Genomic DNA, 23,155 nt, shown 5'->3' on the forward strand with positions numbered 1-23,155 from the left:
CTACTTCTCCTGCTTCTCGGCGGCGCTCTGAACTCCGTCAGATGCAGTGCCGCTCATGTTGTCCTTCTCGTCGTCCTGATCGGTCACGACGAGTTCCTGCAAGGCCGCCCAACGGATGTCGACGGCCTCATGGTGGTGGTCCGGGTCGTCGTTCAGGCTGAGCCCGCAATCGGGGCACAGTCCGAGACAGTCTTCTCGGCACACCGGCTGCAGCGGCAGTGCGAGCACCACCACGTCCCGCAGCAGGGGTTCGAGGTCGAACAAGCCGTCCTCGAGGAAGAGCGTGTCCTCGTCGTCCTCGGCGTCGTCGGCCGGTTCCGCCTTGGAGCGGCTCCGGTCGTCGGCGTCAGGGTACGAGAACATCTCCTGGAAGTCCGCCTTGAGCTCGCGCCCGACAGACTCCAGACACCTTACGCACTCCCCCACGGCCGATGCACGGGCGGTGCCTGTGACAAGCACCCCTTCCATGACCGACTCCAGGCGGAGGGTGAGCTTCAGCGGGGCGCCTTCCGGTACCCCGATGACGCCGGCGAGACCGAGGTCCGCCGGTGCCGCGATCTCACGGGACAGCCGCTGCATGGCACCAGGACGCCGACCCAGCTCGTGCGTGTCGAACACGAGGGGGTTGTGGTGGTCGAGGCGGGTATTCAGGGCCGTTCCTGCTTTCACAGATCGCTGAAGATCAAAGTTTCTGCCGCTCACGGGCAGCATGGATCGCGGTGCATACGCGCGACCGAAGAGCCAGGATACCCGCCGCTTCGCTCTGAGCCCAATCCGGCCCCGAGCCTCACTGGCGTCCCTGCTCGTACTGCCGCAGCTGGTTCAGGTCGATCATGCTCGTGTCGAAGAAGCTGGTCTCGTCGAGCGCGGGCTGCGGGGGAACCTGCTGTTCGTGGTGGTGCCCGCCCTGGTGCTGCTGGTGCTGCTGGTCCTGGTGTTGCGGGACCTGCTGCTGGTAGGCCCCGTACGGGTCCGGCTGCTGCTGGTACGAGCCGGCGTAGGGGTCGGGCTGCTGCTGGTAGCCGTACGGATCCTGGTACGCGGCGTACGCGTCCTGCTGGTGGGCCGCGGGCTGCTGGTAGGAGTAGCCGTCGTACACGGGCTCCTGCGGCGCCGGCGCCTGGACCTGGGCGGGGATCACCGGGGCCGTCGGCTCGGCCAGGCCGGCCAGGAAGTCGGCGTCGCTCGACGAGCGGCCCTGCTGGTGGCCCGCCGCGTCCTGGGCCGCCATGTGCGCGCCGAGGTCGTCCACGGGTGCGCGCCCGAGCAGCTTCTGGCGGCCGCGTCCCACCGCCTCCAGGGTCTTGGACAGCACCGCCTCGAAGGTCGCCAGCTTGGTGTCCACGTACGCGTCGGCCTGCTCGCGGCGGGTCTGCGGATCCGGGCTGGGCTCGGGGGCGTCGTGGTCCGCGGGGTCCTCGTACCCGTTGCCGCCCGGGCCCGGACCGCGGCCCAGCAGCTTCTCCCGGCCGCGGTCCACCGAGCCGATGGTCTTGCTGAGCACGACCTCGAAGTTGGCGAGCTTGCTGTCGACGTAGTCGTCCGCCTCGGCCCGGATCTCCTCGGCCTCCCGGCGGGCGTCCGCGAGGATCCGGTCCGCCTCGGCCTGCGAGCGGCGCGCGACCTCCGTGTCGGAGATGAGGGAGCCGCGTTGGGCGTGCGCCGACTCGATGATCCGGTCCGCCTCCCGGCGGGCCTCCTCGACCATCTGCTCCCGGCCGCCGATGAGCTCCCGGGCCTGTGCGAGCGATCCGGGCAGTGCCTCGCGCACCTCTTCGAGCTGCGCGAGCAGCTCCGCGCGATTGATCACGCACGAGGAGGACATGGGCATGGACCGGGCGCCGCCGACGGCCGCGACGATCTCGTCGAGCTTCTTCTGCACGTCCATGGGGGCTCGCACTCTCTCGGCCTCGGGCGGTTCCCGAGTCGGACCCGACGACTGTAAGGCCCCGGGGTACGGGCCCGGGGCGGACCGGGGTGACAACGACCCGTCAGCGGTCGCGCAGTCGATCCAGCAGGGCCGCGTGCACGTGCGCCGGCAGCAGGTGGGCGACGTCGCCGCCCCACGTGGCGACTTCCTTGACCAGGGAGGACGACAGGAAGCTGTAGGTGGGGTTGGTCGGCACGAACAGCGTTTCGACGCCCGACAGTCCCATGTTCATCTGGGCCATCTGCAGCTCGTAGTCGAAGTCGCTGACGGCGCGCAGGCCCTTGACGATGGCCGGGATGTCCCGCTGCTTGCAGAAGTCGACCAGCAGTCCGTGGAAGGACTCGACCTCCACGTTCCCGTAGTCGGCCGTCGCCTCCCGGATCAGCTCGATCCGCTCCTCGACGGTGAACAACCCCTGCTTGGACTGGTTGATCATCACGGCGACGTGGACCACGTCGTAGAGCCGGGAGGCCCGGCCGATGATGTCGAGGTGTCCGTTGGTGATGGGGTCGAACGACCCCGGACAGACGGCGCGGCGCAACTGAATTCCCTCGCTCCCCGGTGCGGGCATCATGAGTTTTCGCTGGTGAAGGCGGCGCGACCGTACCAGAGGGTCCCTTCGCCGTACTTGCGTGACCGGAGCGATTCGAAGCCGTCGGGCCACGGGAAGGCGCCGCTCCTGGTGCTGCGCTCCACGGTGACCAGTGCGTCCTCCGTGAGCCAGCCATTGGACCGGAGTGTGAGGAGGATCTCCCGGAGTTCCTCGTGCTCCACGACGTACGGCGGGTCCAGGAAGACGATGTCGTACGGCTCCCCGTGGAAGGGGACCGCCACGATCTGTTCGGCCCTGCCCGCGCGGAATTCGGCTCCGGGCAGGCCCACCGAGGTGATGTTGTCCTTGATCGCCTTGGCGGCCTTCGCGTCGGGCTCGACCAGCAGGGCCCGTTCGGCGCCGCGGGAGAGGGCCTCCAGCCCCACCGCGCCGGAGCCCGCGTAGAGGTCGAGCACGCGGGCGCCCTCGACGCCGTGCAGGGACTCCCAGGTGGAGAAGAGCCCTTCGCGCATCCGGTCCGAGGTCGGGCGGGTGCCGGTGCCGGGCGGCACGGCCAGCCGTCGCCCGCCGGCGCTGCCGGCGATCACGCGGGTCATCTGGGGTCCTTCGGTGGGGAGACGGAGAAACGTTCAGCGGTTCAACGATAGGTCGTCGTCCTCAGCCCTTCTCCAGGTACTGCTCGCGCTCGGTGTCCAGCAGGGCGTCCAGGGCGGTCCGCAGGCCGGGCAGGTGCTCCAGCTCGGGGTCCTCGGCGACCACGCGGGTGGCCTCCTCCCGGGCCTGGGCGATGACCTCCTCGTCCTCGATGACGGCGAGCATGCGCAGCGAGGAGCGGACCCCGGACTGGGCCTGCCCCAGCACGTCGCCCTCGCGCCGCTGTTCCAGGTCGATCCGGGAGAGCTCGAAGCCGTCGAGGGTGGCGGCGACGGCGGCGAGGCGGGCGCGGGCGGGGCTCGCCTCGTGCATCTCGCTGACCAGCAGGCACAGCCCAGGCGCCGAGCCGCGGCCGACGCGGCCGCGCAGCTGGTGGAGTTGGGAGACCCCGAACCGGTCCGCGTCCATGATCACCATGACCGTGGAGTTGGGGACGTTCACCCCGACCTCGATGACGGTGGTGGCGACCAGCACCTTGACCTCGCCGGCGGCGAAGCGGCGCATGACGGCGTCCTTGTCCGCGGGGTCCATCCGTCCGTGGAGCACCTCGACGCTCAGCCCGGCGAGCGGGCCCCGGGCGAGCTGGTCGGCGATCTCCAGTACGGCCAGCGGGGGTCGCTTGTCGCCGTCCTCCTCGGCGGCCTTCTTCTTCTTGGGCTCGTCCTCGCCGTCGCCGATGCGCGGACAGACGACGTAGGCCTGGTGGCCGTTCTCGACCTCCTCCCGCACTCGTTCCCAGGCGCGCGCGAGGAAGTGCGGCTTGTCCTTGGCGGGCACCACGTGGGTGGCGATGGGAGAGCGGCCGGCGGGCAGCTGGTCCAGTACGGAGGTCTCCAGGTCGCCGAAGACCGTCATGGCGACCGTGCGGGGGATCGGGGTCGCGGTCATCACCAGCAGGTGCGGGGGCTGTTTGCCCTTCGAGCGCAGCGCGTCGCGCTGTTCGACGCCGAAGCGGTGTTGTTCGTCGACCACGACCAGGCCGAGGTCGTGGAACTGCACCTTGTCCTCGATCAGGGCGTGGGTGCCGATGACGATCCCGGCCTCGCCGGTCACCAGGTCCAGCAGGGCCCGGCGCCTGGCCGGCACCCCCATCGAGCCGGTGAGCAGCGTGACCTTGGTGCCCTGGTCGGATCCGCCCAGCAGGCCGCCCTCGGCGAGTTCGCCCATCATCTCGGTGATGGAGCGGTGGTGCTGTTGGGCGAGCACCTCGGTGGGCGCGAGCATCGCGGCCTGTCCGCCCGCGTCGACGACGGCGAGCATGGCCCGCAGCGCCACCATCGTCTTGCCGCTGCCGACCTCGCCCTGGAGCAGGCGGTGCATGGGGTGGTCGGTGGCGAGGTCGTCGAAGATCTCTTTGGAGACGGTCCGCTGGCCCTCGGTGAGGGTGAAGGGCAGCTTCGCGTCGAAGGCGTCGAGGAGTCCCCCCGGGCGGGGCCGGCGCGGGACGGCCGGGAGTTGGGAGTCGGCGTGCCGGCGGCGGGCGAGGGCAACCTGGAGGACGAACGCCTCGTCCCACTTGAGTCGTTGGCGGGCGTCCTCCACGTCGGCCTTGGTGGTGGGGCGGTGGACCTTCAGCAGGGCCTCGGTGAGCGGGACCAGGCCGCGGCCCTCGCGCAGGGTGGCCGGGAGCGGGTCGACGGCCTCGCGGACGCCGGGCAGCACCGCGTCCACGCATTTGGCGATCTTCCAGGACTCCATTTGTTTGCAGGCCGGGTAGATCGGGATGAGCCGGCCGGCGAAGGCGGCCGCGGCGTCCGCGCCGCCGGTGTCGTCCGCGTCCCTGCCGAGGGGCTCGTAGGCGGGGTGGGCGAGCTGGAGTTTGTGGTTGAACCGGGAGACCTTGCCCGCGAACATCGCGCGGCTGCCGGGCAGCAGGTCCTTGTGCGGCTTGTGGACGCCGGACCCGAAGAAGACCAGCTGGAGCCGGCCGCTGCCGTCCGTGATGGTGACTTCGAGGCGCTTCCCGCCACCCCGGCCGCCCTGGTAGGTCAGCAGGCGCGCGTCGGCGACCTGCGCGACGACCGTGACGTGCTCGTCGAGCTGGTCGGCGAGGTCGGCGAGGGAAGTCAGCTCGCCGCGCTCGGCGTACCGCCGGGGGTAGTGGTGCAGCAGGTCCAGGGCCGTGTGCAGGCCGAGGTGCTCGGCCAGCACCTTGGCGGTGGCGGGGCCGAGGGTCTTCTTGAGGTCTTCGTCGAGCGCGGGCACGTGTTCCATTGCACACCATGGCGCCGACAAGCCCGTCCTTCGACCCTTATTCGACCCCGATGAGGAGCGGCGCCGAGTAGCGCCCGCCCCGGTAGGTGACCGTGTCGACGGCCAGGTGGCCGTGTTGTACGTAGGCCTCCAGGCGGGCGGCGAGGGCGTCCGGGACGTCCTCCCCGAGCACCAGGGTGACGAGTTCGCCGCCGGAGCCGAGCATGCGGTCCAGGACGGCCTCGGCGGTCTCCGGGAGGCCGGGGCCGATGACGGCGACGTCGCCGTCGATGAGCCCGAGCACGTCCCCGGCCTGGCAGATGCCGGCGGAGGTGAAGGACTGTCGTTCCGCGACGGCGAGTTCGCCGTAGCGGGTGGCTCCGGCCGCCGCGGTCATGGCGACGACGTCCTCGTCGAAGCTGGCGTCGGGGTCGTGCACGGCGAGTGCGGCCAGGCCTTGGACCGCCGAGCGGGTGGGGATCACGGCGACCCGCACGCCGTCGGCGCGGGCCTGTTCCGCCGCGGCCGAGGCGGCCGCCCGCCACTCGGAGTCGTTGGGCAGCAGCACCACCTCGCGGGCGTGGGCCCGGCGGATGGCGTCGACCAGGTCGGCGGGGGCCGGGGGGGCGTCGGGGCGGGCGAGGACGGTGGTCGCGCCCGCCTCCCCGCACAGTCCGGCCAGTCCCTCGCCGGGTACGACGGCGACCGCGGCCCGCTGGGCGCGCGGGACGCCGGCCCGGCGTCGTTCGTCGCCGAAGTGGGTGATCCGGATGCGGTAGGGGCGTCCGGCGACGACGCCGGCCTCGACGGCGGCGCCCGGGTCGTCGACGTGGACGTGGACGTTCCAGAGTCCGTCGCCGCCGACCACCACGAGGGAGTCGCCGAGCCCGTCGAGTCGGGCGCGCAGTTCCCCGACGGCCGGCTCAACGGCCTCCAGCAGGTAGATCACCTCGTACGCGGGCCCACCGTGCTCCTCGGCGCACGGCTCCGGCGACCGGGGTACGGGCACGGCCCGGCCGCGGATCGGTTCGGCGGCGGGTTCCCGGCCGGACAGCGCCTGCCACAGGGCGCCGAGCACGGCGACCAGTCCGCAGCCCCCGGCGTCGACCACCCCGGCCCGGCCCAGCGCGGCGAGCTGCCCCGGGGTCTCGGCGAGGGCCGCGCGGGCTCCGTCGTAGGCGGCGCGTGCCACGTCGGCGGCGTTGCCGGCGGTGGCCTCGGCGGCGTGGCCGGCCTTGGCCGCGGCCGCGGCGACGGTGAGCATGGTCCCCTCGACGGGGTGCGCGACGGCCTGGTAGGCCTCCTCGGCGGCCCGGGTGAGGGCCCGCGCCAGGAGCGGGCCGGGGTCGCGTCCCTCGGGTTCGGCGCCGAGCACGTCGGCGACGCCGCGGAGCAGTTGGGCGAGGATCGTCCCGGAGTTGCCCCGGGCGCCTGTCAGGGCGCCGTACGCGTAGGCCCGCACGGCCTCGGCCAGGGACAGGGGGTCGGGAGCGGGCGTGGCGTCGGTCACGTCGCCGGAGGCCGAGGCGAAGGCGGCGGCCAGCTCGCGGGCGGCCGATTCGGCGGTCAGGTAGAGGTTGGTGCCGGTGTCCGCGTCGGCCACGGGGTAGACGTTGATCGCGTCGATGTCCTCGCGGGCCCGGCCCAGGGCGGTCAGGGCGAGCGAGCTCCAGGTGCGCACCGCTTCGGCGTCGAGGGTGTGCGGCTGAGGCTCGTAAGGCACCGGGCGTTCCTCCTTGTGCGGGCCGGGGTTCACCGCAGGGTAACCAAGGGTGGCCGGCGCCTCGGGACCGCGGGGCGTGGTCGGCGGCCGCCATGGTAGTTTTCTTGGACCGGCACAGACGTTGTATGCTGCTCCGGTTGCCCGATGAGAGTCGGGCCATTCCCCCGGCAAACCACTTCGGATCTCTGATTCCGGTGCGCCGGATTCACTGTAAGTGCATCTGAAGTCTTTGGAGTGACCTGTGGCTGCCAACTGCGACGTTTGCGCCAAGGGGCCGAGCTTCGGCAACAACATCTCCCACTCGCACCGCCGCACCTCGCGTCGCTGGAACCCGAACATCCAGCGCGTCCGTGCCGTGGTCAATGGGACGCCGAAGCGCCTCAACGCCTGCACCTCGTGCATCAAGGCCGGCAAGGTCTCGCGCTGACGCCTCACGTCGTAGCGCAGCCCTTTCCGGTTGCCAAGAAGGCCGGTCCACCTGGTGGGCCGGCCTTTTGCCTTGCCTGAGCGAGCGCGGAGAGCTCCCGGGAACCCGTAGAGGGTTCCCGGGAGCTCTCCGCGCGTTCAGGCCCGCCAACGCCAGGCGTGGTCCACGGGGCCGATGCCGCCGCCGAGCGCGAAGCCGGCGGCAATGGCCCCGGTGACGTAGTCCTTGGCCGTGGTGACGGCGTCGGGGACGTCGAGTCCCTTGGCGAGGCCCGCCGCGATCGCGCTCGCGAGGGTGCAGCCCGTGCCGTGGGTGTGCCGGTTGTCGTGCCGGGGTGCGCGCAGCCACCGCTCGTCGGATCCGTCGGTGAGCAGGTCCACGGCCTGGTCGCCGTGGTCCCGCAGGTGTCCGCCCTTGATCAGCGCCCACCGGGGGCCGTGAGCGAGGATCGCGTCGGCCGCCCGCCGCATGTCGTCCTCCGTCTCCACCACCAGGCCGGTGAGTCGGGTCACCTCGTCGAGGTTCGGGGTGGCCACGGTGGCCCGCGGCAGGAGTTCCTCGCGTACGGCGTCCAGCGCCGAGCCGGCGAGCAGCGCGTCCCCGTGCTTGGAGACGCCGACGGGGTCCACGACCGCCGGGGCCGGGGTGCCGGCCAGCAGTTCGGCCACGGTCTCCACCAGCGACGCGGAGGACAGCATCCCGGTCTTGACGGCCTGGACGCCGATGTCGTCCACCACGGCCCGGTACTGGGCCGTCACGGCCTCCGCCGGCAGTTCCCAGACCCCGTGGACGCCGAGCGAGTTCTGGGCCGTCACGGCGGTCAGCACGCTCATCCCGTGCACGCCGAGTGCCAGCATCGTCTTGAGGTCGGCCTGGATGCCCGCGCCGCCGCCGGAGTCCGATCCGGCGACGGTCAGGCACAGCGGCGGACGGTTCATCGCGCGGGCTCCTCGGCGGTCGGGTCGGCGCCGAAGTGGTCCCAGCCGCCGGTGCTGGTCCAGGGCGCGCCGTCCACGGTCACCTGGGGGGCCGCGGAGCGGTTCTGGACCTCTCCGATGACCTTCCAGCGGGCGGGCAGTTTCACGTCGGGCGGGAAGGTGGCCACGATGGCGTGGTCCTCTCCCCCGGTCAGGACCCACTGGAGCGGGTCCACGCCGACGGCCTGGCCGATGTCGTGCATCTGGCTGGGGATGTCGACGGCCGCCGAGCGCAGGTCGATCCGTACCTTGCTGGCCTCGGCGATGTGCCCGAGGTCCGCGACGAGGCCGTCGCTGACGTCGGTCATGGCGGTGGCACCGAGTCCGGCGGCGGCGGGGCCCGCGTGGTACGGCGGTTCCGGGCGTCGGTGCGCCTCGACGAAGGCCCGCGGGGAGCGGAAGCCGCGCGAGAGGACCGCGAAGCCGGCCGCGGACCAGCCCAGCCAGCCGGTGACGGCCACCACGTCGCCGGGCTGGGCGCCGGAGCGCAGCACGGGCTCGTGGTTGCGCAGGTCCCCGAGGGCGGTGATGGCGACGGTGATGGTGTCGCCCCGTACGACGTCGCCGCCGACCACGGCCGCGCCCGCGACCTGGCATTCGTCGCGGATGCCGTCCATCAGCTCGGTGGGCCAGGTGACCGGCAGTTCGGCCGGGACGACGAGGCCGAGGAGCAGTGCGGTCGGCACCGCGCCCATCGCCGCGATGTCGGCGAGGTTCTGCGCGGCGGCCTTGCGGCCGACGTCGTAGGCCGTGGACCAGTCGCGCCGGAAGTGCCGGCCTTCCAGCAGGATGTCCGTGCTCGCCACGACCCGCCGGTCGGGGGCCGACACCACCGCGGCGTCGTCGCCGGGTCCGAGCCGGACCGCCGGGGTGGTGGTGAGCCGTGAGGTGAGCTCTCGAATGAGCCCGAACTCCCCCAGCTCGCCCACAGTGCCCTTCATCGCTGTGCCCCTTCTTGCCCAGTCCGCTTGCGGTCGCGAGCCGTCACAGCTCTGGGTACCGTCAACAGATACGTCAACTTCTGCTCTCCGTGCGCCTCGCCGTGCGTGGAGCCGGGCTCGCGGGTCTCCCCGTGACGCTCGGCGACGCGGTACCGTGGCGTCCCTTCTTGCTCGGGCCCACCCGATGTCCCCGGGCCCACCCGAAGGTTAGGGGAAATGATCCTCGTGGCCGCCCTGGAGGTTCCGTGGTACAGGCGTACATCCTCATTCAGACCGAGGTGGGCAAGGCGTCGTTCGTCGCCGAGTCCATCGGCCAGATCCCGGGGGTGATCCAGGCCGAGGACGTGACGGGCCCGTACGACGTGATCGTGCGCGCCCAGGCGGACACCGTCGACGATCTCGGCCGCATGGTGGTCGCCAAGGTCCAGCAGGTGGAGGGGATCACCCGCACCTTGACCTGCCCGGTGGTCCATCTGTAGCCCCCGTCTACTCTTGGCCGGTGATGTCCCTCCACCGCCGGCCCCTCCGTCTACTGGCCCTTCCCGCCTGCGCGGTCCTGCTGGCTCTCGCCGGCTGTTCCTCGGGCGATGCCGAGGCCCGGGTGGATCCGCCGCCCACGCCGCCCGCCGACGTCGCGGGGCTCTGTGCGGCACTGCACGAGGAGCTCCCGGAGAAGGTGGCCGGCCTGGCGCGGACCACCACCCGACCCGAGTCGGATCTGACCGCCGCGTGGGGCGGCTCGGCGATCGTACTGCGGTGCGGTATCCCCAAGCCGCCCAAGATGTCGGATCCGAAGCAGGACGGCGTCGAGGTCAACGGAGTCGGCTGGTTGCTGGAGAAGCTTCCCGCCGACGAGGGCGGCGGTTTCCGGTTCACCACCGGGGCGCGGCTGGCGTACACGGAGGTCCGGGTCGACAAGGAGCATGCCACGGATGCGGGGATGCTGGTCGATCTCTCCGCGGCCATCGCCAAGACCGTGCCCGTGGGCATCTCCTCGTACTGAGTCGTCCGACCCGACGGGGGCCGCGCCGTGCGGTCTCCCCCACTCATGATGACCGCCCGCCGGGATCCCGGCGGGCGGTCGTCGTGTGCGTGCGGTCGGGCCGGCGCCGGGTCGTCTAGCGCAGCCCGGTGGAGCGGCGCAGCGCGGCCTGGATCAGGCGGTCCACCAGCTCCGGGTACTCGATGCCGGACTCCTGCCACATGCGCGGGTACATGGAGATCGGGGTGAAGCCCGGCATGGTGTTGATCTCGTTGATGACGAAGGTGCCGTCCTCCGTGAGGAAGAAGTCGGCGCGCACCAGGCCCTCGCAGGACGCGGCGTCGAAGGCCTCGACGGCGAGCCGGCGCACCTCGGCGGTCTGCTCCGCGGTGAGCGGGGCGGGGACGATCCCGGAGGCGGAGTCGATGTACTTCGCCTCGAAGTCGTAGAAGTCGTGGCTGGAGACCGGCGGGATCTCGGCGGGGACGCTCGCGCGCGGCCCGTCCTCGAACTCCAGGACCCCGCACTCGATCTCGCGGCCGCGCAGCAGCGCCTCCACGATGATCTTCGGGTCGTGGCGGCGGGCCTCTTCGATCGCGGCGTCCAGGCCGGACGCGTCGTCCACCTTGGTGATGCCGATGGAGGAGCCCGCGCGGGCGGGCTTCACGAACAGCGGCCAGCCGTGTTCGGCGGCGAAGTCCAGGACCTTGGCGGTGGCGGCGGACCGGTCGGCCTCCCACTCGCGCGGGCGGACGGTCACGTACGGGCCGACGTTCAGGCCGAAGGACGTGAACACCCGCTTCATGTAGTCCTTGTCCTGGCCGACGGCCGAGGCGAGGACGCCGGAGCCGACGTAGGGGATGCCGGAGAGTTCCAGCAGGCCCTGGAGGGTGCCGTCCTCGCCGTACGGGCCGTGCAGCACGGGGAAGACGACGTCGACCTCGCCGAGGGCCTTGGGAACGGCGCCCGGCTCGGTGTAGACGACCTCGCGGTTGGCCGGGTCGACGGACAGGACGACGCTGCCGTCCTCGGAGTCGGCCAGGTCCTCGACGCTCGGGAGCACCCGCTCGGCGATGGCCATGCGGGAGGGCTCGTCGGCGGTCAGCGCCCACCGGCCGTCGGTGGTGATGCCGATGGGCAGCACCTCGTACTTGGACCGGTCGATGGACCGCAGCACGGCGCCCGCCGTGACGACCGAGATGGCGTGTTCCGAGCTGCGGCCGCCGAACACGACGGCCACGCGGGGCTTGCGGCCCTGCTGCTCAGGGGTCTGGGGGAGGTTCTCGCTGCTCATATCGCCACGAGAGTACCCGCTCAGACGTCCGGAATGGAGTCAGCGCCGTTCCGGTTTGGCGCTGCGCCCCATGAGTTCCTTGAGGGCGACCAGCGTGGGCTTCCCGTGGTGCACGATGTCGACCACCGTGTCGGTGATCGGCATGTCCACTCCGTACCGGCGTGCCAGATCCGCCACGGACTGGCAGGACTTGACCCCTTCCGCGGTCTGTCGGGTGACCGCGATGGTCTCCTCCAGGGTCATCCCGCGGCCCAGGTTGATGCCGAAGGTGTGGTTGCGGGAGAGCGGCGAGGAGCAGGTGGCGACGAGGTCGCCGAGCCCCGCGAGACCGGAGAAGGTGAGCGGGTCGGCGCCCATCGCGAGGCCCAGGCGGGTGGCTTCGGCGAGGCCGCGGGTGATGAGCGAGCCCTTGGTGTTGTCGCCGAGGCCCATGCCGTCCGCGATGCCGACGGCGAGGCCGATGACGTTCTTGACGGCGCCGCCGAGTTCGCAGCCGATGACGTCGGTGCTCGTGTACGGGCGGAAGTACGGGGTGTGGCAGGCGGCCTGGAGGCGCCGGGCCACGGCGTCGTCCACACAGGCCACCACGGAGGCGGCGGGCTGGCGGGCGACGATCTCGCGGGCCAGGTTGGGGCCGGTGACCACGGCGACGCGCTCGGCGGGGACCTTGGCCACCTCCTCGATGACCTCGCTCATCCGCTTGGCGGTGCCGAGTTCGATGCCCTTCATCAGGGATACGAGCACGGTGTCGGGCGCCAGCAGGGGCGCCCACTCGGCGAGGTTGCCGCGCAGGGTCTGGGAGGGGACGGCGAGGACGGTGAAGTCGGCGCCGCGGGCCGCCTCGGCCGGGTCGGTGGTGGCCCGGATGTTGGCGGGGAGTTCGACGCCGGGGAAGTAGTCCGGGTTGGTCCGGTCGTTGTTGACGGCGTCCACCAGCTCCTGGCGGCGGCCCCACATCGTCACCTCGCAGCCGGCGTCGGCGAGCACGACGGCGAACGCCGTGCCCCAGGAGCCGGTTCCGAACACGGTTGCCTTCACGGGACCTGTCACTTCTTGCCCTCCCCCGCGGCGTTGCGCCGCTGCTGCGCCCTGGCTTGGCGGTGGTCGTACGGCTGCGCGGGCGCGCTTTCGCCCCGCAACTCCTCCAGCAGCTCGGTGATGGCCGCCATGATGACCTCGGTGACCTCCTTGAGCACGTCCGGGGTGGGTTCCCGGCCGTGGAAGGCGGAGAGGTCGACGGGCGGTCCGGCGAGCACCTGGAGGGTCTTGCGCGGGAACAGCCGGAGCTTGTCCGTCTTCGCGTAGGGCGGCATCGCGAGATTCGCGCCCCATTGGGCCACCGGAATGACCGGGGCCTTGGTGATCAGTGCCACGCGGGCGGCGCCGGTCTTGCCGGCCATCGGCCACATGTCGGGATCGCGGGTGAGGGTGCCTTCCGGGTAAAAGGCCACGCATTCACCGCTCTCGATGGCCGCGACGGCCGCCCTGAATGCGTCGAGGGCGTTGGTGGTCTCCCGGTACACGGGGATCTGACCGGAGCCACGGAGGATCATGCCGACAAAAGGCACCTTGAAGAGGCCGGCCTTCGCGAGCAATCGGGGCACCCGGCCGGTGTTGTACTGGAAGTGCGCGTACGAGAGCGGGTCCAGATACGAGTTGTGATTGACGGCGGTGATAAATCCCCCGTCGGCCGGAATGTGCTCCATTCCCCGCCAGTCCCGCTTGAAGAGCACTACCAGCGGCGGTTTCGCGATGACCGCCGCCAGGCGGTACCAGAAACCGATTCTGCGGCGGGACACTCGAACACCTTCCTCTAGGACCGGTGCGCGGCTTGGGCACCTCGTCGGCCGGACAAGTGTGGCCCCAGGCCCGGTCTCTGTCGAGAACACCGTACGCCCCGCTCACACCGCCCGGCCTCCCCTCTGCCCGGGTGGAGGTGACAATGGGCCGACTGATGACCTGGCCATGACCTGACGATGGCTTGAGCGCGTGCGGGAGCGCACCGGAGGGAAGGGGGCCGCCACGAACGCCGTCTGGAGTCTGGTCGTCCCGCTGAAGCCGCTGGCACTGGCCAAGAGCCGTCTCGCGGCGGCCGTCGGGGGCTCTCGCCCGGGGCTCGCGCTGGCCTTCGCGCAGGACACCGTGGCGGGGGCGCTGGCCTGCGCGGCCGTCGTGGATGTGGTGGTCGTCACGGACGACTCCGCGGCGGGTCGGGAACTGGCCAGGCTCGGCGCGCGCATCGTGCCGGACGCCCCGGGCGCCGGCTTGAACGCCGCCCTGGCCCACGGGGAGCGGGCCGTGCGCCTGCGGCGGCCCCGGGCGGCGGTGGCCGCGATGAACGCCGATCTGCCCGCCTTGCGACCGCCCGAATTGCTACGCGTGCTCGACGACGCCTCGAAATTCCCCCGAGCATTTCTGGCGGATGCGGCGAGAATCGGGACGACGTTGCTTTCGGCTGCTCCGGACGTGGAATTGGCACCCTCGTTCGGCGGCCCGTCACGGGCCCGCCATTGCGCTTCGGGGGCGGTGGAAATCGCCCTGGCGGACGTCGACAGCGTGCGCCGGGACGTGGACACCGCGGCGGATCTGCGGACGGCCCTCGCGCTCGGTGTGGGGCGTCACACCGCCCGATACAGTGCCGGTATGCAGGCGACCGCGTACACGTACGACTCCCAGACCCGCAGTGGCAGCGTGCTGCTGGACGACGGCACCCCGGTGTCCTTCGAGGCCCCGGCCTTCGACGCGGGCGGCCTGCGGCTGCTGCGCCCCGGGCAGCGGGTGCGCATCGAGACGGACGGCGAGGGCGGGACCCTGCGGATCACCCTGATCACGCTCCAGACCTTCTGAGGTCCGCCCCGTTCGCTTCCGCACCCGTCCCGGACGGGGTCTTGCCCTCCGGACAGCACCGCGGGCCGGCCTCCCCCCGCGGGGGAAGCCGGCCCGACGTGTGCGACTCGCGCCCCTACTTCTTGCGGGCGGTCGTCTTCTTCGCGGTGGCCTTGCGCGTCGCCGTCTTCTTGGCGGGCGCGGTCGTCTTCGCGGTGGCCTTCTTGGCCGCCGGAGCGGTCTTCTTGGCGGTGGCGGTGGTCTTCTTGGCCGCCGGGGTGGCCTTCTTGACCGTGGTCGCCTTCTTGGTCGCCGTGGCCTTCTTCGCGACGGCGGACTTCGCGGCGGTCTTCTTGACGGTCGCCGTGGCCTTCTTGGCCGTGGTCTTCTTCGCGGTCGCCTTCTTCGCGACCGTGGTCTTCGCGGCGGCCTTCTTGGCGGTGGTCGCCCTCTTGGCCGCGGCCTTCTTGACCGTGGCGGAAGCGCCGCCGGACAGGCTGCCCTTGGGGGCCTTCTTCACGGCCACCTCGTCGCCCTTGGGGAGCTTCTTGGTGCCGCTGACCAGGTCCTTGAAGCCCTGGCCGGCTCGGAATCGGGGAACCGAGGTCTTCTTGACCCGGACGCGCTCACCCGTCTGCGGGTTGCGGGCGTAACGGGCGGGGCGGTCGACCTTCTCGAACGAGCCGAAGCCCGTGACCGAGACCCGGTCGCCCGCGACCACGGCGCGGACCATCGCGTCCAGTACCGCGTCGACAGCGTCCGCGGCCTGCTGACGGCCGCCCAGCTTGTCGGCAATCGCTTCTACGAGCTGCGCCTTGTTCACGTCTTCCCCTTCGGAGACTTCGCCAGAACGAATGTGTTCAAGCTTATTTCGCACGTTAGGCGGATATATACCGCAAATCAAACACGAAACGGGCTAATCACCCTAGTGCCGCAACGTTGTAGGCCGTTACGGAGTTCCTTCGCATCAGTCGCCTTCAGGGAATCGACCCTCGTCGAGGTCCTTCATCAACCTGTCCAGGCGCCTTGCCGCATCGGCCAGATCGTGCTTCGACGCGGCCGTGACGACCAACAGCTTCCGGGACAGCGCCATCCTTACGCCCTCCGGGACTTGCAGTGTGCGCACCCTTGTGTGTGCTTCTTTCAATCGGTCCGCGACCAGTTCGTAGAGCTCAAGTTGACTGTCGCGTTCCATGCACAGATTGTGCCATCTGGGGCGAGTTGTCGCCTCACGGGGCCTCAACACACGGCTGTGCCCCCCGCCGGAGGGCGAGGGGCACAGTGTGGTCCATGTGGTCGCCCGAAGGCGAATAAGCGCTGATCAGGCTGGAATCAGACCCGAATCGTGCGGGGCTTGTGGCCCGGCCGGGTGCTCTCGTAGGTCGCGATGTCGGCTTCGTTCTGAAGGGTGAGCGAGATGTCGTCCAGCCCCTCCAGCAGACGCCAGCGGGCGTTGTCGTCGAGTTCGAACTCCGCCTCGACGCCTTCCGCTCGGACCTGGCGGTCGACCAGGTCGACCGTGATCTCGGCGTCGGGGTCGGCCTCGGTGAGTTTCCAGAGCCGCTCGACGGTCTCCTGCGGCAGCACCACGGTCAGCAGGCCGTTCTTCAGCGAGTTGCCGCGGAAGATGTCGGCGAAGCGGGAGGAGATGACCGTCTTGAAGCCGAAGTTCTGCAGGGCCCAGACGGCGTGCTCGCGCGAGGAACCGGTGCCGAAGTCGGGGCCGGCGACCAGAACGGTCGCGCCGGCGCGCTCCGGGCGGTTCGTGACGAACTCCGGGTCCTTGCGCCAGGCCTCGAAGAGCCCGTCCTCGAACCCGTCGCGGGTGATCTTCTTCAGCCAGTGGGCCGGGATGATCTGGTCGGTGTCGACGTTGCTGCGGCGCAGCGGGACGGCCCGGCCGGTGTGGGTGGTGAAGGCTTCCATGGTTCAGACTCCGGCGGTCGCGTCGGCGGCGGACAGGTCGGCGGGCGAGGCCAGATGGCCCAGCACGGCGGTGGCCGCGGCCACCTGCGGGGAGACCAGGTGGGTGCGCCCGCCCTTGCCCTGCCGGCCCTCGAAGTTGCGGTTGGACGTGGACGCGGAGCGCTCACCGGGCGCCAGTTGGTCGGGGTTCATGCCCAGACACATCGAGCAGCCCGCGTGCCGCCATTCGGCGCCGGCCTCCTTGAAGACCTTGTCCAGGCCCTCCTCCACGGCCTGGAGGGCGACCCGGACCGAGCCCGGGACGACCAGCATCCGTACACCCTCGGCGACTTTGCGGCCCTCGATGATGCCGGCGACGGCCCGCAGGTCCTCGATGCGGCCGTTGGTGCAGGAACCTACGAAGACGGTGTCGACGTTGATGTCGCGCAGCGGCTGTCCGGCGGTCAACCCCATGTATTCCAGGGCCTTTTCGGCGGCGTTCCGCTCCGAAGCGTCCTCGTACGAAGCAGGGTCGGGGACGTTCGCGGACAGCGGCGCGCCCTGGCCCGGGTTGGTGCCCCAGGTGACGAACGGGGACAGCGTGGTGCCGTCGATGACGACCTCCGCGTCGAAGACCGCGTCGTCGTCGGTGCGCAGGGTCTGCCAGTACGCGACGGCCGCGTCCCACTCCTCGCCGCGGGGCGCGTGGTCGCGGCCCTCCAGGTAGTCGAAGGTGGTGCGGTCCGGGGCGATCATTCCCGCGCGGGCGCCGGCCTCGATCGACATGTTGCAGATGGTCATCCGGGCTTCCATCGAGAGCTTCTCGATGGCCTCGCCGCGGTATTCCAGGATGTAGCCCTGGCCGCCGCCGGTGCCGATCCGGGCGATGATCGCCAGGATCAGGTCCTTCGCGGTGACGCCCTCGGCCAGCGCGCCGGTGACGGTGATGGCCATCGTCTTCGGGCGGGCCAGCGGCAGCGTCTGGGTGGCGAGGACGTGCTCGACCTGGCTGGTGCCGATGCCGAAGGCCAGCGCGCCGAAGGCGCCGTGGGTGGAGGTGTGCGAGTCGCCGCAGACCACGGTGGTGCCCGGCTGGGTCAGGCCCAGCTGCGGTCCCACGACGTGGACGACGCCCTGCTCGACGTCGCCCAGCGAGTGCAGGCGCACCCCGAACTCGGCGCAGTTCTTGCGCAGCGTCTCCAGCTGGGCCCGAGAGACCGGGTCCGCGATCGGCTTGTCGATGTCGATGGTGGGGGTGTTGTGGTCCTCGGTCGCGATGGTGAGGTCGAGGCGGCGAACCGTGCGCCCGGCCTGCCGCAGGCCTTCGAACGCCTGCGGGCTGGTCACCTCGTGCAGGAGGTGGAGATCGATGAAGAGCAGATCGGGCTCGCCCTCCGCGCGCCGGACGACATGGTCGTCCCAGACCTTCTCCGCGAGTGTCCTACCCATCGCTTTCCCTCCGGCCGGCCGGTTGTGCCGGCGCTTATTAGAGATCCGGTGCGCCTGATCGTCCGTACCCCACGCGCCGGACCGAGGCTCGGACCCAGTGGTTCGTGGACCCGCACATACAGACTCGCTGGTTCTTGGAAAAATTGAACTTGCGTTTCACAGTGTGAGACGCGAATATCGTTTCATGGACAACTCTAGCGGCGTCGGCGTTCTCGACAAGGCAGCTCTGGTACTGAGCGCACTGGAGTCCGGTCCGGCCACCCTCGCCGGGCTGGTCGCGGCGACAGGGCTCGCACGACCCACGGCACATCGCCTTGCCGTGGCACTGGAACACCACCGGATGGTGGCAAGGGACATGCAGGGACGTTTCATCCTCGGTCCGCGGTTGGCAGAGCTTGCCGCCGCGGCCGGCGAGGACCGCCTGCTCGCGACGGCCGGACCGGTGCTCACCCACCTCCGTGACGTGACCGGGGAGAGCGCGCAGCTCTACCGGCGTCAGGGCGACATGCGCATCTGTGTGGCGGCGGCCGAGCGGCTGTCGGGCCTGCGGGACACCGTCCCGGTGGGCTCCACGCTCCCGATGAAGGCAGGTTCGGCGGCGCAGATCCTGATGGCCTGGGAGGAGCCCGAGCGGCTCCACCGCGGGCTCCAGGGCGCGCGTTTCACGGCGACGGCGCTCTCGGGCGTACGGCGCCGCGGCTGGGCGCAGTCGATCGGCGAGCGGGAGCCCGGTGTGGCCTCCGTCTCGGCGCCGGTGCGCGGACCCTCGAACCGGGTGGTCGCGTCGGTGTCGGTCTCCGGGCCGATCGAGCGCCTGACCCGGCACCCGGGGCGGATGCACGCCCAGGCCGTCATCGACGCGGCCGCCCGCCTGTCCGAGGCCCTGCGCCGAACCGGCTGACCCTCTTTCCGCACTCCCCACTCCCCCGGGCCCGGGGGCGCGTACGACGCCGCACACGTCCTGTACACGCGCCTCCGGGCCCGCACTCACGAGGCGCCGGCGCGGCGGTTCCGCGACCGTCGCACCCGACGACGGACATACGAAAGAGGCCCTCCGCGATGAACGCGGAGGGCCTCTTCGATGCGTACCCCCGACCGGATTCGAACCGGCGCTACCGCCTTGAGAGGGCGGCGTGCTAGGCCGCTACACAACGGGGGCTAGCTGTTACTGCGGTGCTGCGCTGGGCTACCAGGACTCGAACCTAGAATAAGAGAACCAGAAACTCTCGTGTTGCCAATTACACTATAGCCCAAAGGTCTAGACCAACTAGACACAGTACCCCCGACCGGATTCGAACCGGCGCTACCGCCTTGAGAGGGCGGCGTGCTAGGCCGCTACACAACGGGGGCCCTAGCGATCCTGCATCAAAACATCCGGGTGCGACCCTGGAGATCTCGCGGGAAGGATCTGTACCCCCGACCGGATTCGAACCGGCGCTACCGCCTTGAGAGGGCGGCGTGCTAGGCCGCTACACAACGGGGGCAAGCACTGCGTTACTTCTGCACTGCGCTGGGCTACCAGGACTCGAACCTAGAATAAGGGAACCAGAAACCCTCGTGTTGCCAATTACACTATAGCCCACCAAAACTCAAGCCCTTGCGGCGCTTTCGTTTGGTTAGCGCCCCCGTCCCGGCCTTTCGGCCCGCTCGGGCGGCGCAGAAAGAACATTACCGGATGCCTGACCGTGCTCCAAAACGGGTATCCGCGGCCAGCAGCGCGGGCAGCCGCCCGAGTCCGTCGATCCTGTGTACGCCCTCGGGCCCCGGGCCCGCGTCGCCGCGGCGGTCGAGCCACACCGCCGTGAGGCCCGCGTCACGGGCGCCGCGGGCGTCGATCTCGAGCTGGTCCCCCACGTACACGACCTCGCCCGGCGGCAGTCCGAGCGCCTCGCAGGCCCTCAGGAAGGCCTCCGCGGCCGGCTTGCTGACGCCCAGTTCGGCGGCGCAGACCAGCACCTCGAAGCGTTCGCGCAGGCCGAGCCGGCGCAGCTTGGGGTCCTGGTTGGCGAGCGAGGAGTTGGAGAGCACGCCGTGCCGGTAGCCGGCGGCGAGGGCGTCCAGCGCGGGCACCGCGTCGGGGAACAGGGTCCAGGCGGCCTGGTAGTGGGCGACGTACCGGTCGAACCACTCGTCCGCCTCGGGGCCGCTCAGGCCGGGCAGCTCCAGGAAGTCCCGCACCCGGTCCCGGCGCTGCTCCCGGAAGGTCACCCGGCCCGCGGCGAAGCGGTCCCAGTGCCGTTCGGTGAGCCGGCGCCACAGCGCGAGCGCCTCGGCCGGCGACCCGTACCGCGCCTCCAGTCCCTCGTCGGCGAGGTGTGCCGCGAGGCCGGCCGTGTCCGCGCCCGTGTAGTCGAAGAGGGTGTCGTCGATGTCCCACAGCACAGCACTGATCGGCATACGGCCGAGGCTACGCCGAAACGCCCCGGGGGCGGCAGCCTTTTCGGCTGCCGCCCCCGGGGGACGTACGGGTGGTGCCTACGCGGCGAGCCGGGCCAGGGTCGCGTCGATGCGGGCCAGCGAACGCTCCTTGCCCAGGATCTCCAGCGACTCGAAGAGCGGCAGGCCCACCGTGCGGCCGGTGACGGCGACGCGGACCGGGGCCTGGGCCTTGCCGAGCTTGAGACCGTGGGTCTCGCCGGCGGTCAGCACGGCCTGCTTGAGGGACTCGGGGTCGCTCCAGTCGGCCGTCTCCAGGTTGGCGCGGGCGGTCGTCAGCAGGGCCGCGGGCTCGCCCTTCATCGCCTTGTCCCACGACGCCTGGTCCTCGACCGGCTCCTTGCGGAACAGGAAGTCGACGTTGGCCGTGATGTCCGACAGCACGGTCACCCGGGTCTGGGCGTACGGCGCGATGCGCTCCCAGGCCTCGGCGTCGAAGTCCTCGGGGGCCCAGTTGGCGTGCGGGGCCCGCAGCCACGGGGCGCAGGCGTCCGCGAAGGCCTTCGGGTCGAGCAGCCGGATGTGGTCGGCGTTGATCGACTCGGCCTTCTTGAGGTCGAAGCGCGCCGGGTTGGCGTTGACGTCCGGGATGTCGAACTTCGCGACCATCTCCTCGATCGAGAAGATGTCCTGGTCCTTGGAGAAGGACCAGCCGAGGAGCGAGAGGTAGTTCAGCAGGCCCTCGGGGAGGAAACCGCGCTCGCGGTACAGGTTGAGCGAGGACTCCGGGTCGCGCTTGGAGAGCTTCTTGTTGCCCTCGCCCATGACGTACGGCAGGTGGCCGAACTCGGGGACGCGCTGCGCGACGCCCAGCTCGATCAGCGCCCTGTAGAGCGCGATCTGGCGCGGGGTGGAGGACAGCAGGTCCTCGCCGCGGAGCACGTGCGTGATCTCCATCAGCGCGTCGTCGACCGGGTTGACCAGGGTGTACAGCGGGGCGCCGTTGGCCCGGACGATGCCGAAGTCCGGCACGTTCTCGGGGCTGACGGAGATCTCGCCGCGGACCAGGTCCGTGAAGGTGATCGTCTCGTCGGGCATCCGGAAGCGGACGATCGAGGAGCGGCCCTCGGCCTCGTACGCGGCCACCTGCTCGGCGCTCAGGTCACGGCAGTGGCCGTCGTAGCCGGACGGCTTGCCGGCCGCGCGGGCGGCGTCGCGGCGCTGGTCCAGCTCCTCGGTGGTGCAGTAGCAGTGGTAGGCGTGGCCGCCGTCCTGGAGCTTCTTCGCGACGTCCGCGTAGATGTCCATGCGCTCGGACTGGCGGTACGGGGCGTGCGGACCGCCGACCTCGGGACCCTCGTCCCAGGTGAAGCCGAGCCAGCGCAGCGAGTCCAGCAGCTGGCCGTAGGACTCCTCGGAGTCGCGGGCCGCGTCGGTGTCCTCGATGCGGAAGACGAACGTGCCGCCGTGGTGGCGGGCGAACGCCCAGTTGAAGAGAGCGGTTCGGACCAGGCCCACGTGGGGGTTGCCGGTCGGGGAGGGACAGAAACGTACGCGGACGTTCGCGTTAGCCACGCTTGATCACCTTGTTGGTGAGAGTGCCGATGCCTTCGATGGTGACGGCGACCTCGTCGCCGACGTTGAGGGGTCCGACTCCGGCCGGGGTCCCCGTGAGGATGACGTCGCCCGGGAGCAGCGTCATGGCCTCGGTGATGTGCACGATCAGGTCCTCGATGGAGCGGACCATGTCGCCGGTGCGGCCGAGCTGGCGTTGTTCGCCGTTCACGGTGCACTGGATGGTCAGGTCGGTCGGGTCCAGATCGGTCTCGATCCAGGGGCCGAGCGGGCAGGAGCTGTCGAAGCCCTTGGCCCGGGCCCACTGCTTCTCGCGCCGCTGGACGTCGCGCGCGGTGACGTCGTTGGCGCAGGTGTAGCCGAGGATCACGTCCTTGACGCGCTCCTTGGGGACCTCGCGGCACATGCGGCCGATCACCACGGCGAGCTCCGCCTCGTGGTGGAGTTCCTCGGAGAAGGAGGGGTACGTGATCGGGTCCCCCGAGCCGACCACCGAGGTGGAGGGCTTGAAGAAGGTGATGGGGGCTTCCGGGCGGCCGTCGGCGTCCACGAGGGAGTGGCCGAGCTCCGCCGCGTGCTCCGCGTAGTTGCGGCCGATGGCCACGACCTTGTTGGGGAGCACGGGTGGCAGCAAGCGGACCTTGGCGAGCGGGACCTTGACCCCGGAGAGCTCGAAGTCCGCGAACGGGATGCCCTTGATGATGTCGAGGACGAGCGTCGATTCGTCGCCGGGGGCGGTGCTGCCCTCGACCGCGCCGAACGCGACATTTCCGTCGATCGAGAACCTGGCGATGCGCACGTGCTGCGTCTGCCCCTCTGTCTGCCGGCCTGCTGGAGTCTGCGGACTCCAGGCTAACGCGGCAGGCAGCGGGGCCCCGCTTCTTCGTCCGCGACTACTGCGCGGCGACGACCGGCGCGTCCATCAGGATCGTGCGCCGCGGGTTCGCGGTCTGGGCCGGAAGCTCGACGGCGTGTTCCGCGACCGGCGGCACCTGGAGCTCCTCGGCGTCCTTGAGGTGCGCGAGGGTGGTGCGGCGGGGGTTGGCTATGTTGCGGATCAGCATCGTCGTCTTCATCGGAGTTCGGGGCCTCGGCTCGCTCGTCGGGTGATGGTTGTCGGATGCGCCAACCCTGGCGCCAACCCTGCAAAGGGCAAGGCTAAACATCTGAATCCCCGGCTGAACCGGGAAGTAATGGCCACGGCTGTGTGAGTTTGCTCACCCATGACCTGGCATTACGGGCATAACGGGCAGTCAATTCCGCTTCACGAAACGGACATTGCGCCACTGAACGCGGCATTCCGCTCCTGATCATCAGGACTGGGACACCTTGCCGGCCACGGTGTTTGGT

24 protein-coding genes and 5 tRNA genes are annotated in these 23,155 nt (G+C 70.7%); 5 read left to right on the forward strand and 24 right to left on the reverse strand.

The features are described from left to right. The 6 genes from OG906_RS10980 to OG906_RS11005 form a co-directional block, all read right to left on the reverse strand. Positions 1–711 carry a YceD family protein gene (locus OG906_RS10980; protein ID WP_267800181.1) on the reverse strand — a complete coding sequence of 237 codons (711 nt, stop codon included), beginning with the start codon at positions 709–711 and terminating at the stop codon, positions 1–3. A 76-nt stretch (positions 712–787) separates the two neighbouring features. Then, the gene (locus tag OG906_RS10985) at positions 788–1,888 is read right to left on the reverse strand and encodes a DivIVA domain-containing protein (protein ID WP_329442146.1); all 1,101 of its coding nucleotides are present in this window, start codon (positions 1,886–1,888) and stop codon (positions 788–790) included. Between the two features lie 103 nt (positions 1,889–1,991). Next, positions 1,992–2,471: a pantetheine-phosphate adenylyltransferase gene (gene coaD / locus OG906_RS10990; protein WP_329447991.1), complete on the reverse strand. Its 480-nt coding sequence runs from the start codon at positions 2,469–2,471 to the stop codon at positions 1,992–1,994. A gap of 29 nt (positions 2,472–2,500) precedes the next feature. Then, a complete protein-coding gene (gene rsmD / locus OG906_RS10995; RefSeq protein WP_329442148.1) occupies positions 2,501–3,079 on the reverse strand; it encodes a 16S rRNA (guanine(966)-N(2))-methyltransferase RsmD in 579 nt (192 codons plus the stop codon). Between the two features lie 61 nt (positions 3,080–3,140). Next, positions 3,141–5,351 (reverse strand): ATP-dependent DNA helicase RecG, encoded by a 2,211-nt coding sequence (gene recG, locus OG906_RS11000; RefSeq protein ID WP_267827224.1) that lies wholly within the window; start codon positions 5,349–5,351, stop codon positions 3,141–3,143. Positions 5,352–5,388: 37 nt separating this feature from the next. Beyond that, positions 5,389–7,053, reverse strand: coding sequence for a DAK2 domain-containing protein (locus OG906_RS11005; RefSeq protein WP_329442150.1), 1,665 nt, complete (start codon positions 7,051–7,053; stop codon positions 5,389–5,391). Between the two features lie 241 nt (positions 7,054–7,294). On the opposite strand from OG906_RS11005, the gene rpmB reads away from it, so the two are divergent. Beyond that, positions 7,295–7,480, forward strand: coding sequence for a 50S ribosomal protein L28 (gene rpmB / locus OG906_RS11010; RefSeq protein ID WP_007266795.1), 186 nt, complete (start codon positions 7,295–7,297; stop codon positions 7,478–7,480). 137 nt (positions 7,481–7,617) lie between these two features. Here the strand turns inward: rpmB and thiD are convergent, their stop codons facing one another. Both thiD and OG906_RS11020 read right to left on the reverse strand, forming a co-directional pair. Further along, on the reverse strand, positions 7,618–8,418 hold the full coding sequence (thiD, locus tag OG906_RS11015; protein WP_329442152.1) for a bifunctional hydroxymethylpyrimidine kinase/phosphomethylpyrimidine kinase: 801 nt from the start codon (positions 8,416–8,418) through the stop codon (positions 7,618–7,620). Continuing rightward, entirely contained in the window at positions 8,415–9,398 is a 984-nt protein-coding gene (locus OG906_RS11020) for a thiamine-phosphate kinase (protein ID WP_267827223.1), read from the reverse strand. The genes thiD and OG906_RS11020 overlap by 4 nt, the downstream gene beginning before the upstream one ends. A 245-nt stretch (positions 9,399–9,643) precedes the next feature. On the opposite strand from OG906_RS11020, the gene OG906_RS11025 reads away from it, so the two are divergent. Together OG906_RS11025 and OG906_RS11030 are read left to right on the forward strand one after the other, a co-directional pair. Continuing rightward, positions 9,644–9,877, forward strand: coding sequence for an Lrp/AsnC family transcriptional regulator (locus OG906_RS11025; protein ID WP_030011290.1), 234 nt, complete (start codon positions 9,644–9,646; stop codon positions 9,875–9,877). 23 nt (positions 9,878–9,900) lie between these two features. After that, positions 9,901–10,401, forward strand: coding sequence for a DUF3515 domain-containing protein (locus OG906_RS11030; protein ID WP_267800188.1), 501 nt, complete (start codon positions 9,901–9,903; stop codon positions 10,399–10,401). Between the two features lie 115 nt (positions 10,402–10,516). Here the strand turns inward: OG906_RS11030 and OG906_RS11035 are convergent, their stop codons facing one another. The 3 genes from OG906_RS11035 to OG906_RS11045 are packed head-to-tail and all read right to left on the reverse strand — an operon-like array spanning position 10,517 to position 13,473. Next, positions 10,517–11,674, reverse strand: coding sequence for a D-alanine--D-alanine ligase family protein (locus OG906_RS11035; protein WP_267827221.1), 1,158 nt, complete (start codon positions 11,672–11,674; stop codon positions 10,517–10,519). A 39-nt stretch (positions 11,675–11,713) separates the two neighbouring features. Then, a complete protein-coding gene (locus OG906_RS11040) occupies positions 11,714–12,724 on the reverse strand; it encodes an NAD(P)H-dependent glycerol-3-phosphate dehydrogenase (RefSeq protein ID WP_329442156.1) in 1,011 nt (336 codons plus the stop codon). Beyond that, positions 12,721–13,473, reverse strand: a complete 753-nt coding sequence (locus OG906_RS11045; protein WP_267800191.1) for a lysophospholipid acyltransferase family protein — start codon at positions 13,471–13,473, stop codon at positions 12,721–12,723. The genes OG906_RS11040 and OG906_RS11045 overlap by 4 nt, the downstream gene beginning before the upstream one ends. Positions 13,474–13,663: 190 nt before the next feature. Here OG906_RS11045 and cofC point away from each other — a divergent pair, with 190 nt between their 5' ends. Then, on the forward strand, positions 13,664–14,521 hold the full coding sequence (gene cofC / locus OG906_RS11050; RefSeq protein ID WP_392898605.1) for a 2-phospho-L-lactate guanylyltransferase: 858 nt from the start codon (positions 13,664–13,666) through the stop codon (positions 14,519–14,521). 115 nt (positions 14,522–14,636) lie between these two features. Here cofC and OG906_RS11055 read toward each other — a convergent pair whose 3' ends face one another. From OG906_RS11055 to leuC, 4 genes are all read right to left on the reverse strand, one after another. Beyond that, a complete protein-coding gene (locus OG906_RS11055) occupies positions 14,637–15,323 on the reverse strand; it encodes an HU family DNA-binding protein (RefSeq protein WP_329442158.1) in 687 nt (228 codons plus the stop codon). Positions 15,324–15,467: 144 nt separating this feature from the next. Then, the gene (locus tag OG906_RS11060; RefSeq protein ID WP_267800193.1) at positions 15,468–15,695 is read right to left on the reverse strand and encodes a hypothetical protein; all 228 of its coding nucleotides are present in this window, start codon (positions 15,693–15,695) and stop codon (positions 15,468–15,470) included. A 137-nt stretch (positions 15,696–15,832) separates the two neighbouring features. After that, complete coding sequence (gene leuD / locus OG906_RS11065) at positions 15,833–16,426, reverse strand: 3-isopropylmalate dehydratase small subunit (RefSeq protein ID WP_267800194.1); 594 nt, start codon at positions 16,424–16,426, stop codon at positions 15,833–15,835. A gap of 3 nt (positions 16,427–16,429) precedes the next feature. Beyond that, positions 16,430–17,854, reverse strand: a complete 1,425-nt coding sequence (gene leuC / locus OG906_RS11070; protein ID WP_329442160.1) for a 3-isopropylmalate dehydratase large subunit — start codon at positions 17,852–17,854, stop codon at positions 16,430–16,432. A gap of 184 nt (positions 17,855–18,038) precedes the next feature. Between leuC and ndgR the strand changes: the two genes are divergently transcribed. Beyond that, on the forward strand, positions 18,039–18,755 hold the full coding sequence (ndgR, locus tag OG906_RS11075) for an IclR family transcriptional regulator NdgR (RefSeq protein WP_053675064.1): 717 nt from the start codon (positions 18,039–18,041) through the stop codon (positions 18,753–18,755). A gap of 185 nt (positions 18,756–18,940) precedes the next feature. Here the strand turns inward: ndgR and OG906_RS11080 are convergent. From OG906_RS11080 to OG906_RS11120, 9 genes are all read right to left on the reverse strand, one after another. Further along, positions 18,941–19,013: transfer RNA gene (locus tag OG906_RS11080), tRNA-Glu, on the reverse strand. A gap of 22 nt (positions 19,014–19,035) precedes the next feature. Then, positions 19,036–19,107, reverse strand: a tRNA-Gln gene (locus tag OG906_RS11085). 24 nt (positions 19,108–19,131) lie between these two features. Beyond that, a tRNA-Glu gene (locus tag OG906_RS11090) sits at positions 19,132–19,204 on the reverse strand. Positions 19,205–19,265: 61 nt separating this feature from the next. Beyond that, positions 19,266–19,338, reverse strand: a tRNA-Glu gene (locus OG906_RS11095). A 26-nt stretch (positions 19,339–19,364) separates the two neighbouring features. Continuing rightward, positions 19,365–19,436, reverse strand: a tRNA-Gln gene (locus OG906_RS11100). A gap of 86 nt (positions 19,437–19,522) precedes the next feature. Beyond that, positions 19,523–20,251, reverse strand: a complete 729-nt coding sequence (locus tag OG906_RS11105) for an HAD family hydrolase (RefSeq protein WP_329442163.1) — start codon at positions 20,249–20,251, stop codon at positions 19,523–19,525. A gap of 78 nt (positions 20,252–20,329) precedes the next feature. Next, positions 20,330–21,805, reverse strand: a complete 1,476-nt coding sequence (gltX, locus tag OG906_RS11110) for a glutamate--tRNA ligase (protein ID WP_329442165.1) — start codon at positions 21,803–21,805, stop codon at positions 20,330–20,332. Further along, positions 21,798–22,604 (reverse strand): fumarylacetoacetate hydrolase family protein, encoded by an 807-nt coding sequence (locus tag OG906_RS11115; protein ID WP_329442167.1) that lies wholly within the window; start codon positions 22,602–22,604, stop codon positions 21,798–21,800. The genes gltX and OG906_RS11115 overlap by 8 nt, the downstream gene beginning before the upstream one ends. 94 nt (positions 22,605–22,698) lie before the next feature. Beyond that, on the reverse strand, positions 22,699–22,881 hold the full coding sequence (locus OG906_RS11120) for a hypothetical protein (protein WP_267800199.1): 183 nt from the start codon (positions 22,879–22,881) through the stop codon (positions 22,699–22,701). Positions 22,882–23,155 lie beyond the last annotated feature (274 nt).

Origin of the sequence: Streptomyces sp. NBC_01426 (assembly GCF_036231985.1) — a bacterium.
Classification (GTDB): domain Bacteria; phylum Actinomycetota; class Actinomycetes; order Streptomycetales; family Streptomycetaceae; genus Streptomyces.

Coding starts and splice junctions, on each gene's coding strand:
- OG906_RS10980 (WP_267800181.1), bottom strand. CDS start 711: ATGCTGCCCGTGAGCGGCAGAAACTTTGATCTTCAGCGATCTGTGAAA.
- OG906_RS10985 (WP_329442146.1), bottom strand. CDS start 1,888: ATGGACGTGCAGAAGAAGCTCGACGAGATCGTCGCGGCCGTCGGCGGC.
- rsmD (WP_329442148.1), bottom strand. CDS start 3,079: ATGACCCGCGTGATCGCCGGCAGCGCCGGCGGGCGACGGCTGGCCGTG.
- recG (WP_267827224.1), bottom strand. CDS start 5,351: ATGGAACACGTGCCCGCGCTCGACGAAGACCTCAAGAAGACCCTCGGC.
- thiD (WP_329442152.1), bottom strand. CDS start 8,418: ATGAACCGTCCGCCGCTGTGCCTGACCGTCGCCGGATCGGACTCCGGC.
- OG906_RS11020 (WP_267827223.1), bottom strand. CDS start 9,398: ATGAAGGGCACTGTGGGCGAGCTGGGGGAGTTCGGGCTCATTCGAGAG.
- OG906_RS11030 (WP_267800188.1), top strand. CDS start 9,901: ATGTCCCTCCACCGCCGGCCCCTCCGTCTACTGGCCCTTCCCGCCTGC.
- OG906_RS11035 (WP_267827221.1), bottom strand. CDS start 11,674: ATGAGCAGCGAGAACCTCCCCCAGACCCCTGAGCAGCAGGGCCGCAAG.
- OG906_RS11060 (WP_267800193.1), bottom strand. CDS start 15,695: ATGGAACGCGACAGTCAACTTGAGCTCTACGAACTGGTCGCGGACCGA.
- leuD (WP_267800194.1), bottom strand. CDS start 16,426: ATGGAAGCCTTCACCACCCACACCGGCCGGGCCGTCCCGCTGCGCCGC.
- leuC (WP_329442160.1), bottom strand. CDS start 17,854: ATGGGTAGGACACTCGCGGAGAAGGTCTGGGACGACCATGTCGTCCGG.
- ndgR (WP_053675064.1), top strand. CDS start 18,039: ATGGACAACTCTAGCGGCGTCGGCGTTCTCGACAAGGCAGCTCTGGTA.
- OG906_RS11105 (WP_329442163.1), bottom strand. CDS start 20,251: ATGCCGATCAGTGCTGTGCTGTGGGACATCGACGACACCCTCTTCGAC.
- OG906_RS11120 (WP_267800199.1), bottom strand. CDS start 22,881: ATGAAGACGACGATGCTGATCCGCAACATAGCCAACCCCCGCCGCACC.